Here is a 14,107-nt window from a genome sequence, read left to right on the forward strand (position 1 = left end):
TCTGATGTGCTGTATTTGTTGTTAAGCACCTTGAACTGCAGTATTCTTTCAAGAAGCACTGCGAGCTGACTACTCCCACGGGCTTGCCCGTGGGAGTAGTTAGTCTTATGACAGAGTGCAATGTAGTACTTCTAAACCTGAATAAAACTCTTGAAAAATCAACATATTATTCTATAATCTATTCGAAGGTAGAAATACCTTATCAGTACGGCTCCTACCGCCATAAGTGTAGGGCGTTAAAGTATGGAAGGGAGAAATCCTTCCTTTTATTTCCAAAAAGAAAAATCCTCTAGGACACACCTAGAGGATTTTTCTATTTCCCTATACAAAATCTCTTAAACAATTCATCAAGTAAATCTTCTTTAGCCTGTTCACCTAAAATCTCTTTTAGGTTCTCCCAGCTATCATATAAATCAGTCACAATCAAGTCTGTAGGAATACCATCCTCCATTGCCTGAATCGCAACATTTAATGACTGTGAAGCTTTCTCTAATAACTGTACCTGTCTTTGATTCGCAAGTACCTGTGCCTGAGAATTAGTAATAGCACTAAAGTCAAACTCATCTTTAATATGTTGAATCAATTCATCTATATGATTCTCTTTAGCACTAATATGAATACCTTCTGTATCAATCACACAGCCCTTATCAGACTTATTGATTAATACAATTCTATTTAATCCTTCAGTACGTTCTAATAGTTCCTTATCTTCTGCCTCTATTGGTCTAGAACCATCTAATACAACTAGTACTAAATCAGCCTGATCAATCAAAGATAAAGACTTCTTAACACCCATATGTTCAATCTTATCTTCTGTTTCTCTAATACCTGCTGTATCAATCATATTTAATACAATATCATTTAAACGAATAGAACCTTCTACTACATCTCTAGTCGTTCCTGCAATATCGGTTACGATGGCTTTATCTTCTTCTAATAATGCATTCAATAAACTAGACTTACCTACATTAGGTTTCCCTACAATGACAGTAGAAATACCATCCTTTATTAAATGCATGTTCTTAGAACGATCAAGAATATCATCCATCTTCTTTCTTAAAGATACAGAACCAGGTAACAGCTTTTCAGCTGTTAGTTCTTCTATATCTTCATATTCTGGATAATCAATGTTTACTTCAATCTGAGTAATAATTTTAATTAAATCTTCTTTTAAGTCTTTAATGAAGTTTGTGATATTCCCCTGTATTCCTTTTAATGCTAGTTTAGCTGCCTGATCATTATTAGCTGTAATTAAATCACTAATTGCTTCTGCCTGGGATAAATCAATACGTCCATTTAAGAATGCACGCTTAGAGAATTCTCCATGCTCAGCCATTCTAGCTCCTTTCTTTAAACATAAAGAAAGAACTTTATTCGTAATAAAGACACCACCATGACAGTTGATTTCTACCATTTCTTCACCAGTAAATGTATGTTGTCCACGATAGATAGAAATAAGTACTTCATCTACTTTCTCTTCACCATCTACAATATAGCCATAAGAAATAGTCTGAGACTTCTTATTTAGATTACCTGTAAAGAAGCTTTGAACAAAATCAATACATCCTTTACCCGATATACGAATAATAGAAATAGCGGCTTCTAATCGAGATGTCGCAATAGCACAAATAATATCATCATTCATCGTCATACCTCCTTAAGTGTTCTTTTCTTATACTTATAGAACCAAATAAAATTAACCAGACCTTTAATAATACCTGAGAAAGAAATAACCCACCAGATACCATTCAAATGGAATGTATTTAATATTAATAAAATAGCTGGAATACGTCCTAAAGTGAATATAATGCTGGTGATAGAAGGAGGAATTGTTTCTCCTAATCCACTAAAGGCTCCAGAAATCATTAATTCTAGAATCATAAATGTCTCTGATAGACCCACTATACGTAGATAGTTTTCTCCAATTTGAGTTACCATTAAATCATCAGTAAAGAAGCCATAAATCACATGAGGGAAGAATACCATCAAACTTGTACATACAATACCCCATAGTACAGAGAATACCAGCATTGTACGATATCCTTTTTCTACACGATCATACTTACCAGCTCCATAGTTCTGACTAATAAATGCATTAATAGATGTCTGGAATCCAGTTGCCATACACCAAGAAATATTTTCTACCTGTGTACCTACCTTCTGTGCGGCAACAGCTGCATCTCCAAACTCAGCTACAAAAGCAGCCACTACCATTGAACATACAGAAAATAACATACTCTGTAATCCTAATGGAAAACCAATTCTAAGTATATTCTTATAATAAAACTTTGAATAAACCTTCTTCAATGAAATATGTTTAAGTAATGTATTCTTCTTAAAGTTATGTCTCATAAATAGTAGGAATACAGAAACCTGAGCTAATACTGTCGCAAGTGCTGCACCTACAACACCTAGATTACATATAAAGATAAAGAATGGGTCTAAAACAATATTCAATAACAAACCAACACTATTACACTGGAATGGTGTCTGACTATCACCAGAGGCATTTAGAATACCAGTCATAATAATATTTAAGAAGTTAAAAATGATCAAACCACATGTAATACGTAAATAGTTAATAGCCTGATTAATAGTGGCTTGTGATGATAAGCCAAATAAACCAATAAAGAAACTTGAGAATACAACTGTACAGAAAGAAAATAATAGTGCGAATATAATCCCTAACTGAATCGCAGATGAAGCATAATCTGTAGCTGCTTCTTGATTACCTGCACCTAATGAATGTCCTGTTTTAACTTGTCCACCCTGTGTCGCAATCATTGCGAGTCCCTGCGATAACCAGCTAAACATACCTGCTACACCAACTGCTGCAATAGAGGAAGCACCAAGCTTTCCAATCCAAAGCATATCAATCAGTGCATAAGCCATTTCTAGAAATGATGTACCAATAATAGGTAGTGTTAATTTTATAAGAAGAGGGACAATACGTCCTTCTAATAAATTCAATTTTTTCATGCGCATCTCCCTTCCTATCCATTCTATCAAAAGAATGTAAAAAAAAGAAGGCAGAGCCTTCTTTAATCAACATAATAAATTTCTAAGTAACGGTTTTTACCTTCACCGTGTGACTGTGTTGCAAGATGTGGCATTTCCGCAATCACCTGATGAATGACTTTTCTTTCGTCAGCTGGTAGAGGATCTAACTTCATATTGATCTTAGAATGTTGTACTTTCTTACCAAAACGTTTAGCCATTGCAGCAACCTTCTGGTATCTCTGTTCCTTATAACCATTGATATCTACAGAGATTTCAATACGCTGTTTGAACTGAGTATTCACAGCACTCTTAGTAATGAAGTTTAATGCTCTTAAAATAACACCATTCTTACCAATCACAACTGAGTTATTACTTGTTTCTACATTACAGTAGATACGATCATCCTGTTTGAAGACAGTAGTCTGTGTTTCGAAACCTAAAGAACTTAATGTTTTTTCTACGAACTGACCTACATATTCTTCAACCATAGATTCACACCATCCAGCAATAACAACTTTCTTACTGAATATTCCCTTATGAACTTCAACAACTTCATAATGGAATTCTTCTGGTGTAATACCTAAGTCCTGACAAGCACAATTTAATGCTTCTTCTTCTGTTTTAGCTTCATAAGTATTCATAATGATTACCTAATTACATTAGTGTCTTTCTGATTTTCTTGCTTTTCAATATACTGAATCTGAATAAATACTGTTCTGACTACAGTAATTAAGTTAGTTGTAATCCAATAGAATGACATAGCTGTTGGCATGATTAAACCAAAGTAGATGATCATTAATGTCATTACGATATTCATAGTCTTCATCTGGTTCTGCTGAGCAGAAGGTTTATACTTCTTGTTTCTCTTCAACATTAAGTTGTTGATTTCGATAGCGAAGAACTGAGATAAAGCCATAACTAAAATAACGGCAATATAAATGAATTTACCACTAGTGATCTGAGATAAAGGTGTTAAACCTAAATTCATACCAAATGCCTGTGATGTATACAAGATCTGGATTCTCTGAACAGCACCATACATTGCAAACATGATAGGTAATGTTAAGAAAGTCCATAATGAACCAAACATAGAAACGTTATTTTTCTTGTATAAGTTCATAATTTCATTCTGCATACGCATCTGACTAGTCTGATCATTCTTACCACGATACTTGTTCTGGATTCTTTCCATTTCTGGCTGAAGCATCTGCATCTTCTGTGTAGAAATAGTAGACTTGATCATAACTGGTAAGATAATCAAGTTGATAAGAATAGTCATTAAGATGACACCCCATAAGACATTACCTGTCCATGAAGTGATTAATAGGATTCCCTTTGCGATAGGAATTGTAAGAATAAAATCAAAAAATCCTGCTTTTAGTGACCATGGTGTTGATTCATTGATAGCACGGCTTGCTAATAAATGACCGTTCTTGTCAACATTACTTGTACACCCTGTAAAAATGAACACTAAAGCAATCACCGCAAAGATCTTTAAGTACTTCTTTGTACGAGGATCTAATACCATTTTTACTTCTCCATTCTTTTTTTCATTTTTAAATATAGATTTTGAAGAGATTTCTTGTTCTGTTCAAAATCATTCTGAGAATAGGGTTTTCTAACAATCAGAATGTAGTCATTATGGTCTTCTTTTGTGAACAATTCATGAACCATCATTCTTACTTGTCTCTTAGTCTTGTTTCTGGCAACGGCATTCCCTATTTTCTTACCGACTGATAAACCAATACGCATATGCTCTAGATCATTAGGATTCCAATATAAAACAAACTCTCTATTCGCTACGCTTTTTCTTTTCTTTATAATGGTTTCAAATTCAGTACTCTTTTTTACACGTAATTCTTTTTTCATATTTCTTTTAGAAAAAAAACCACATTAAAGTGGATTTTTTTTAGGCAGATAATACTTTTCTTCCTTTTTTACGACGTCTAGCGATAACTTTACGTCCACCTACAGTTGCCATTCTAGCTCTGAAGCCATGAGTCTTAGCTCTTTTTCTTTTATTTGGCTGATATGTTCTTTTCATTCTTTTTACACCTCCAATATGTAGCTACTTTTTTTATACTACATAACATATGCAGTGTCATTATATGGGAAATACTATTTTAAGTCAATATTATTTATAAGAAATTTTGGCTTATATTCAACAGTTTTTGCTTCTTCACAGCTATTTTCCACACTTCATTCCCCATCGGAATTCATTCATTCACATATTGTGTAAAACCATCATTTTTCTCCTATATAACATATTTTTTTATGTGCACAATATTATGAATAAGTGGTGAATAGAGGAAATACCGCACATATATGCACATAAAACATGGTGCAACACTATTTTTTAGATATTCTCAATTTTTGTGAATAAGTGTGAAGAATTCAAAAAATAGCGTTAAGTTCACAATAAAAATGTGAATATCTCGTGAAAAAGACTCTGAATAACCTATGAATAACTACTTATTCACCATTTTTTGTGCACATCCATGCTGTGAATAATCAATATTCACTAGTCATTAGTCACATTTTCTTTTATAATGAGGGGTGCAAAGGAAGGTGAATATATGGACAACTTAAAGCAGTTCTGGACAGAAACCCTCAATCGCTATGGAGAAAACAGTGACGATAAGATTGTATTCGACTCAATATTCACCCAGACAGAGGCTAAAGAACTGCAGAACAATGAATTAATTATTACTATAGAATCGGTTTTTAATAAGACCTTTATTGAGGATGCAAGTGAACAGCTTGCAGAATTCTTCTATGAAGTGTCAGGTATTAAAGCCACTATAAAGGTAATGTCAAACCAGGAATATGACAACATGAATAAGGCAAAGGCTCCTGTAGTAGAAGTTAAGGAAGAAGTAGAAGATTTTGATGATCATTTAAGTGCAGATCTTACTTTTGATAACTTTGTTGTGGGTAATTGTAATAGAATTGCTCAAAATGCAGCACTTGCTGTCGCATTAAAACCTGGTACATATAATCCTTTATTCCTTCATAGTAATTCCGGACTTGGAAAGACACATTTGTTGAATGCGATTGGTAACTATGTGAAAACTAAATTTCCAGGTAAACGTATTCTTTATACAAATGCAGAAGCATTTGTGAATGATTATGTAGAAGCTATTGGCAATAATACGATTGCGTCTTTTAATCGTCGTTATCGTAGTGTGGATATATTATTGATTGATGATATCCAGTTTATTGCGAATAAAGAGGGAAGTATGGAGATGTTCTTCAATATCTTCAATACTTTACAACATTCAGGAAAACAGATTGTTATTACGAGTGATAAACCTCCTGTAGAGCTAAAAGGGATGGAAAACCGCCTTGTTTCTCGTTTTAGACAAGGGTTAACAGTGACTATTGATAATCCTGAATTTGAAACAGCCAAGGCAATCTTAAAGAAAAAGATTGAATCACGTATGATTGATTATCCTATTGATGAAGAAGTATTGGATTTTATTGCCTCTCATTTCAATAAGGATGTTAGAGACTTAGAAGGCGCTATTACAACACTTCTATTCTATAAAGTAGTATGTGGACAAAATCTTGATCATATCAGCTTAGATTTTGCTTTAGAAGCATTTGATAATCCTGATAACACAACGACAATTACTAAAAAAGAAGCGACTCCTGATACCATTAAGGAAACAGTTGCTTCTTACTACAATCTATCAGTGACTCAGTTAACGAGTAAATCACGTACAAACAATATTATTACGGCAAGACATATCGCGATGTATCTTGTTAGAGAGCTCGTTCCTGATATTTCCTATATCCAGATTGGACAGGAATTTGGAGGAAGAGATCATTCCACAATCATGAAAGCTTGTTCTAAAGTTAAGAAGAAGATGAAACAGGATCCTAACTATAAAACAGCGATCAATGATTTAATGGAACGCTTAAGTTAAGCACACGTATGCACAACTTGTGCACCGTCAAAAATGAGAATTCTTTTGAAATACTCAATAAAAACGCAACTTATGCACATTATGCACAGTATTATTATAATTATTCTTTAATTAATAAAATAAATAAAGGAGAAAAAAATGGATTTTAATATTAATAGACTTGTCTTATTAGATGCACTTACTAAGGTTTCTAGAGCTGTTTCCTTAAAGAGTCCTTTACCTATCTTAACAGGTATTAAGTTTGACTTATTAGAAGATGGTTTAGTATTGACTGCATCTGATAGTGATATCAGTATTCAGACTACAATTAATGAAGGTATTATTATTAACCAGACTGGATCTGTTGTTTTATCTTCTAAGTATATCTTAGAAATTATTCGTAAGATTGATGGCGATACAGTTCATATTCAGGTAGTAGATGGTACTTTAACTCGTATTACTTCAGAAAGTTCTTTATTTGATTTAAATGGTTCTAAGTCTTTTGACTTCCCACGTATTGATTTAAATAAGAATGGTAAACACTTCTCTATGAAGTCTTATGATTTCAAAAAGATTATTGAAAAGACTTTATTTGCAACCAGTGAACAAGAAACTAGACCAGTACTTACTGGTGTGAATTTCAAAGTAGATCAGCATAAGCTTGTATGTATTGCGACTGATAGTTATCGTTTAGCTCAGGTAAGCATGCCAATTGAAGATGATATTCAGTTTAATATTGTTATTCCTAAGAAGTCTTTAAATCAGATTATTCACATTATTGAAAAAGATGAAATGATTGATCTTTATGTATCTGATCGTAAAGTATTATTTGTGATTGGTCAGTATCTTGTATTAACTCGTTTAATTGATGGTACTTATCCTAATACATCACGTTTAGTAGAAGATCAGGGTTCTTATACTATGTCTATCAATAGTTCAGCATTACTTGGTGCTATCAGCCGTGCTTCTTTACTATCTGATGAACAGAGTAATATTGTAAAACTAACAATGTCTCCTGATGAGAATGTTCTTTCTTCTTATTCACAGGAAATCGGTTCAGTAGAAGAAAACCTAACAAAAGCATTCTATAAAGGTGAACCAATGACTATTTCATTTAGTGCAAAGTATTTAGCTGATGCGATCCGTTCTATTGGTACAGAAACTATTCAGCTACGCTTTACTGAAAAGATGAGACCTTTCCAGATTACTGGTTTAGATGTAAATGATAACATTCAGGTTGTTCTTCCAGTAAGAACTTACTAGGTAAAATAAAGGGTCTATTCTCTTATTTGGGTAAAATTTGGCTTGTAATTGAAATTTGTAGGAAAATGGAGTTTATCTCTCCCTTGAAAAAAGGGGCTATAAACTTCTTTTTTTTATGTTTTTGTGCTATAATGTAGAAAGCAAAATTAGCGCAAAGGATGTGTGATGAAATGAAAGAAGTCTTAATACATACTGAATATATTACTTTAGGTCAGGCTATGAAATTATGTGGAGAAGCACAAAGTGGCATTGAAGCAAAGATTATGATTCAGGAAGGTCATGTTCTTGTAAATGGAGAAGTAGACCGTAGACGTGGTAAGAAACTAAGAGATGGTGATGTGTTTGAAGTAGATCGTCGCCAGTATGTAATCCATGGAAATCAAAACGCTTAATCTGATTCAATTTCGTAATTATGAAAAGCAAACCTTTCATTTTCATCCACTGGTTAATATTATCATTGGGGATAATGCACAGGGTAAAACGAATATACTTGAAGCGATTTATCTCTTGTCTACTACAAGAAGCTTCAAGTCCCGTATGCTTGATGAATTGATCATGTTCGATCAGTCTTATACACGTGTGTCAGGTCATGTTGTAAATGGTACACGTCCGTACGATTTAAAGGTTGTCGTGTCTAAAGAAGGCAAGAAGGCTTTTATTAATGATAAGGCTGTGAGTAAGACAAGTGATTATCTGGGTTATTTTAATGTGATCTTATTTACTCCTCAGGATCTCCAGTTGATTAAAGGATCTCCTAAGATGAGACGTACTTTGATAGATACTGAGATTTCTAAGATTTCACCAATCTATATGTTTAACTTGAATAAATATAATAAGTTGATGAAGGAAAGAAATAAGTACTTAAAGATGCTTCATGATGGACATAAGGAACCTGATATGTATCTAGAAGTACTGAGTGAGGAGATGGCAGAATTAGAAGAAGATCTGATTCAAAGACGTATGAAGTTCATAGAGTTGTTGAATGAGATCAGTGGGCAGATGTATGCTTATATTTCTGGTAAAGAAAAGCTTGTTTTGAGATATCATACGCAGTTCAAGGATATTTCAAAAGAGGGTATTCTTGATAAATATAAAAAGAATTATAAGCGAGATATATTTCAAGGGAATACTGTAGATGGTATTCATAAGGATGATTTAAAAATCTTTTTAGATGAGAATGATGCTGGTATGTTTGCATCCCAGGGGCAGCAGCGATCTATCATCTTATCGATAAAGATTGCGTTAGTAGAAATAGTGAAGATGCAGATAGGTGAGTATCCTGTCTTGTTGTTAGATGATGTATTGAGTGAGTTAGATGAAGAGAGAAAGATGAAGCTTTTGAATCTGATTGATCATAAGGTACAGACATTTATTACAACAACGCATTTTGATTTAGGTTATCATCATTCACTAGATGATGCTTTGGTTTTAAGAATAGAGAAAGGAACGTTGAAGGAGGATAAGTAAATGGAAGAAAAAGTAGAACATTATGATGAATCCGATATTCAAGTCTTAGAAGGGCTAGAAGCCGTTAGAAAGAGACCTGGTATGTATATCGGGACAACGTCTGCAAGAGGTTTACACCATCTTGTATGGGAAATAGTGGATAACTCTATCGATGAAGCACTCGCAGGTTTCTGTAATAAGATCAGAGTTGTATTATTACCAGGTGATGTTGTAAAGGTCATTGATAATGGTCGTGGTATGCCTACTGGTATGAATGTGAAAACAGGTAAGAATACAATTGAAACTATTTTTACTGTATTACATGCCGGTGGTAAATTCGGTGGAGGAGGCTATAAGGTCTCTGGTGGTCTACATGGTGTAGGTGCTTCTGTCGTAAATGCCTTGAGTGAATGGCTAGAAGTTTATGTTCACCGTGAAGGACATATTTACTATCAACGTTTTGAAAATGGTGGAACACCTGTTAGTTCTTTAAAGGTTGTAGGAGATTGTGATCAGGAAGAAACAGGAACAACTGTAATATTTAAGGCTGATCCTGAAATCTTCACTGAAACAACAGTTTATGATTATGGTGTATTAAGTCAGAGATTAAGAGAACTTGCTTTCTTAAATAAAGGCTTAAAGCTTGTATTAGAGGATGAAAGATTAGATCCTGCAAAAGTAGATGAATATCATTATGAAGGTGGTTTAAGAGAGTATGTGGCTTTCTTAAATAAGAATAAGACACCATTACATGATCGTATTATTGATTGTGAAGATACAATGAATGATATTTCCGTGGAAATAGCTATGCAGTACAATGATGGTTATCAGCCAAATATCTATTCATTCTGTAATAATATCAATACACACGAAGGTGGAACACATGAAGAAGGTTTCCGTTTAGCTTTAACACGTGTTATTAATAACTATGCAAAAAGTCACAACTTCTTAAAGGATAAAGATGACTCTTTAAGTGGTGATGACTGTCGTGAAGGTTTAACTGCGATTGTATCAGTTAAGCACCCTGATCCTCAGTATGAAGGACAGACAAAGACTAAATTAGGTAATGCGGAAGTAAGAAAGATTGTATCTACTATTCTTGCGAATGCATTGGATAAGTTCTTATTAGAAAATCCTGATACTGCGAAGATTATCATGGATAAAGTTACATTGGCTTCTAAGGCAAGAATGGCAGCGAAGCGTGCAAGAGAAATGACTCGAAGAAAGACAGCTTTAGATGTCTCTAATCTTCCTGGTAAGCTTGCAGACTGTTCTTCTAAGGATCCAAGTGAATGTGAAATATTCATCGTCGAAGGGGACTCTGCCGGAGGTAGTGCGAAATCTGGTAGAGATAGAAAGATTCAGGCTATTCTTCCTTTAAGAGGTAAGATCTTGAATGTTGAAAAAGCACGTTTAGAAAGAATTCTTGGTAATGCGGAAATTAGATCTATGATTACCGCATTTGGTACTGGTATTGGTGATGAGTTTGATATCAATAAACTACGTTATCATAAGATTGTCATCATGACCGATGCCGATGTCGATGGTGGTCATATTAGAATTTTAATGCTTACTTTCTTATATCGTTATTTAAAACCTTTAATTGAGAATGGTTATGTTTATGCTGCTCAGCCACCTCTTTATTTATTAAGACATGGTAAGGATGATCATTATTTATATAGTGATTATGAGTTAGATAAACTAAAAGAAGAACTTGGTCCTAATGCGAAATATACAATTCAGCGTTATAAAGGGCTAGGTGAAATGAATCCAGAACAGTTATGGGAAACAACTATGAATCCTGAAAATCGTGTATTAAATAGAATTCAGTTAGATGATGCAATGCAGGCTGATCAGCTATTTGATATGTTGATGGGTGAACGTGTTGAACCTAGAAGAGATTTCATTAGAGAAAATGCGAAGTATGTAGAAAATCTTGATATTTAAGGAAGGAGATAGTCATGGAACAAAGAGGTATTAAAGATATACAGTTAACAGGTGAAATGAAGAAATCATTCATGGAATATGCGATGAGTGTTATTGTGGCTAGAGCTCTTCCTGATGCGAAAGATGGTTTAAAGCCAGTACAGAGACGTATTATTCATGGTATGAATGAATTAGGCTGTTATAGTGATAAGCCTTATAAGAAGTCTGCCCGTATTGTTGGGGAAGTAATGGGGAAATATCACCCACATGGTGATAGTTCTATTTATGAAGCCCTTGTACGTATGGCACAGGATTTCTCATATAGATATATGTTAGTAGATGGACATGGTAACTTTGGTTCTATTGATGGTGATGGCGCTGCCGCAATGCGTTATACAGAATCAAGAATGTCTAAGATTGCGATGGAAATGGTAAGAGATATCAACAAGGATACTGTTGATTTTGTCCCTAACTATGATGGTGAAGAAAAGGAACCTAATGTGCTTCCTTCTCGTATTCCTAACTTATTGATTAATGGGTCTACTGGTATTGCGGTAGGTATGGCAACAAATATTCCTTCACATAACTTAGGTGAAGTGGTTGATGCGATTCTTGCTGTTTCTAAGAACCCTGATATTACAATTACAGAGTTAATGGATAATTATATCCCTGGTCCTGATTTTCCTACAGGCGCTTATATTTTAGGCCGTGGGGCTATTAAGAAAGCCTATGAGACAGGGAATGGTTTGATTGTCATGAGAGCAAAGACTGATATTGAAGATATCGGTAGTAATAAGAAAGCAATCATCGTAACTGAATTACCATATATGGTCAATAAGGCACGTTTAATTGAAAAGATTGCAGCTCATGTAAAAGAAAAGAATATCGATGGTATTACAGAATTAAGAGATGAATCTGACCGTGAAGGTATTCGTATTGTTATTGAGTTAAGAAGAGATGTACAGCCAGAAGTTATTTTAAATCAGTTATACAAGTTAACTGCATTACAGACTACTTTTGGTGTCAACAATATTGCCTTAGTCAATGGTGAACCTAAGACATTGTCTTTAAAAGAAATGATTAATGTTTACTTAGAACATCAGGAAGATGTGATTCGTAGAAGAACATTATTCGATTTAAAGAAGGCAGAAGATCGTGCTCATATCTTAGATGGTTTAAAGCGTGCTATTGATCAGATTGATGCGATTATTAATTTAATTAGAAGTTCTCGTACAACAGAAATTATTCAGCAGAGATTAATGGATGAATTTGATATGTCTGAAAGACAGGCAAAGGCTATCCGTGAAATGCAGTTACAAAGACTTGCTGGATTGGAAAGAGAAAAGATTGAGAATGAATTAAATGCATTATTAGAAACAATCGCAGATTTAAAAGATATTCTTGCGAATAAAGAAAGAATTATTGCGATTATTGATCAGGAACTTCTTGAAATCAAAGCGAAGTATGGTGATAAGAGAAGAACTGAAATCATTCAGGGTTCATTTGATATTGAAGATGAAGATTTAATTCCTGAAGAAGATGTAGTTATTTCTTTAACTAATAATGGTTATGTAAAACGTATGCCTATTGATACTTATAAAGCTCAAAATAGAGGTGGTAAAGGTATCAAGGGTATGAGTACAAATAATGATGATGTTGTAGATTCATTAATGAATATGTCTACTCATGATGATTTATTGATCTTTACTAACTTTGGTAAGGTATATCGAATGAAGGGATATAATATTCCTGAATTTGGTAGACAGGCAAAGGGTCTTCCTATTATCAACTTATTGAATATGGATAAGGATGAACAGGTGAAGACTATGATCTCTATTACACCTTCTGAAGTAGATGAATCACATTTCTTATTCTTTGTGACTAAGGATGGTTTAGTAAAGAGAACTGGATTACCTGAATTCGAAAATATCAGACAGTCTGGTAAACTTGCACTCACATTACGTGAGGGTGATGAATTAGTTGATGTTAAGTTAACTAATGGTAAGAGTGAAATTCTTCTTGCAGCCGCTAATGGTAAGGCTATTCGTTTTGATGAAAATGATGTGAGACCAATGGGACGTTCTGCAAGTGGTGTTAAGGGTATGAATGTAGATGATAGTCATATTATTGGTGTGACTACAAATACTGAAGGACAAAATATCCTAATCATTACTGAAAAGGGTTATGGTAAGATGTCACCACTAGAAGAATATCGTTTATCTAAACGTGGTGGTAAAGGTGTTAAGACTGTTAATATTACTGAGAAGAATGGTGAATTAGTCAGCATTAAGGCTGTAGAAGGCAATGAAGACTTAATGATCATTACAAATGAAGGTATTATTATCAGATTACCAATGGAACAGGTAAAGAGTGCTGGAAGAGCTACACAGGGTGTAAGACTTATTAAAGTAGGTGAAGGTGCTTCTGTTTCAAGTATTACAGTAGTAGATAAAGAATCAGAAGAAGAAACGACTGAAGAATAAGAAGTTGTCACATGACAACTTCTTTTTTTCAGTGTGCCGGGCATGGCACTAATTCAGTCGGAGATAAATCGACCACAGGTA

General features: G+C 34.0%; 12 protein-coding genes. 6 read left to right on the plus strand and 6 right to left on the minus strand.

Annotated features, from left to right (window positions below; genetic code table 11):
- Positions 1 to 313: 313 nt before the first annotated feature.
- The 6 genes from mnmE to rpmH form a co-directional block, all read right to left on the minus strand.
- Positions 314 to 1,645: a tRNA uridine-5-carboxymethylaminomethyl(34) synthesis GTPase MnmE gene (gene mnmE / locus ACT8VG_RS01715; RefSeq protein WP_022424775.1), complete on the minus strand. Its 1,332-nt coding sequence runs from the start codon at positions 1,643 to 1,645 to the stop codon at positions 314 to 316.
- Between the two features lie 2 nt (positions 1,646 to 1,647).
- Positions 1,648 to 2,979 (minus strand): MATE family efflux transporter, encoded by a 1,332-nt coding sequence (locus ACT8VG_RS01720; RefSeq protein WP_444195080.1) that lies wholly within the window; start codon positions 2,977 to 2,979, stop codon positions 1,648 to 1,650.
- Between the two features lie 62 nt (positions 2,980 to 3,041).
- Positions 3,042 to 3,641, minus strand: coding sequence for a Jag family protein (locus tag ACT8VG_RS01725; protein WP_217747496.1), 600 nt, complete (start codon positions 3,639 to 3,641; stop codon positions 3,042 to 3,044).
- A gap of 5 nt (positions 3,642 to 3,646) precedes the next feature.
- Positions 3,647 to 4,528, minus strand: a complete 882-nt coding sequence (locus ACT8VG_RS01730; RefSeq protein WP_432274537.1) for a YidC/Oxa1 family membrane protein insertase — start codon at positions 4,526 to 4,528, stop codon at positions 3,647 to 3,649.
- Positions 4,529 to 4,530: 2 nt separating this feature from the next.
- A complete protein-coding gene (gene rnpA / locus ACT8VG_RS01735; RefSeq protein ID WP_006504671.1) occupies positions 4,531 to 4,869 on the minus strand; it encodes a ribonuclease P protein component in 339 nt (112 codons plus the stop codon).
- A gap of 40 nt (positions 4,870 to 4,909) precedes the next feature.
- A complete protein-coding gene (gene rpmH, locus ACT8VG_RS01740) occupies positions 4,910 to 5,044 on the minus strand; it encodes a 50S ribosomal protein L34 (RefSeq protein ID WP_006504672.1) in 135 nt (44 codons plus the stop codon).
- Between the two features lie 532 nt (positions 5,045 to 5,576).
- Between rpmH and dnaA the strand changes: the two genes are divergently transcribed.
- From dnaA to gyrA, 6 genes are all read left to right on the plus strand, one after another.
- Positions 5,577 to 6,929 carry a chromosomal replication initiator protein DnaA gene (gene dnaA / locus ACT8VG_RS01745; protein ID WP_117459282.1) on the plus strand — a complete coding sequence of 451 codons (1,353 nt, stop codon included), beginning with the start codon at positions 5,577 to 5,579 and terminating at the stop codon, positions 6,927 to 6,929.
- A 138-nt stretch (positions 6,930 to 7,067) separates the two neighbouring features.
- Positions 7,068 to 8,171 carry a DNA polymerase III subunit beta gene (gene dnaN / locus ACT8VG_RS01750; protein WP_117459283.1) on the plus strand — a complete coding sequence of 368 codons (1,104 nt, stop codon included), beginning with the start codon at positions 7,068 to 7,070 and terminating at the stop codon, positions 8,169 to 8,171.
- Positions 8,172 to 8,341: 170 nt separating this feature from the next.
- Positions 8,342 to 8,563 (plus strand): RNA-binding S4 domain-containing protein, encoded by a 222-nt coding sequence (locus ACT8VG_RS01755; RefSeq protein ID WP_022424781.1) that lies wholly within the window; start codon positions 8,342 to 8,344, stop codon positions 8,561 to 8,563.
- Positions 8,544 to 9,638, plus strand: coding sequence for a DNA replication/repair protein RecF (gene recF, locus ACT8VG_RS01760; protein ID WP_022424782.1), 1,095 nt, complete (start codon positions 8,544 to 8,546; stop codon positions 9,636 to 9,638). The genes ACT8VG_RS01755 and recF overlap by 20 nt, the downstream gene beginning before the upstream one ends.
- Positions 9,639 to 11,564, plus strand: coding sequence for a DNA topoisomerase (ATP-hydrolyzing) subunit B (gene gyrB / locus ACT8VG_RS01765; protein WP_217106961.1), 1,926 nt, complete (start codon positions 9,639 to 9,641; stop codon positions 11,562 to 11,564). It begins immediately after the preceding gene.
- Between the two features lie 14 nt (positions 11,565 to 11,578).
- Complete coding sequence (gene gyrA / locus ACT8VG_RS01770; RefSeq protein ID WP_278243006.1) at positions 11,579 to 14,026, plus strand: DNA gyrase subunit A; 2,448 nt, start codon at positions 11,579 to 11,581, stop codon at positions 14,024 to 14,026.
- Positions 14,027 to 14,107: the final 81 nt, after the last annotated feature.

It is taken from the genome of Catenibacterium sp. (assembly GCF_052354645.1).
GTDB lineage: Bacteria > Bacillota_I > Bacilli_A > Erysipelotrichales > Coprobacillaceae > Catenibacterium > Catenibacterium mitsuoka_A.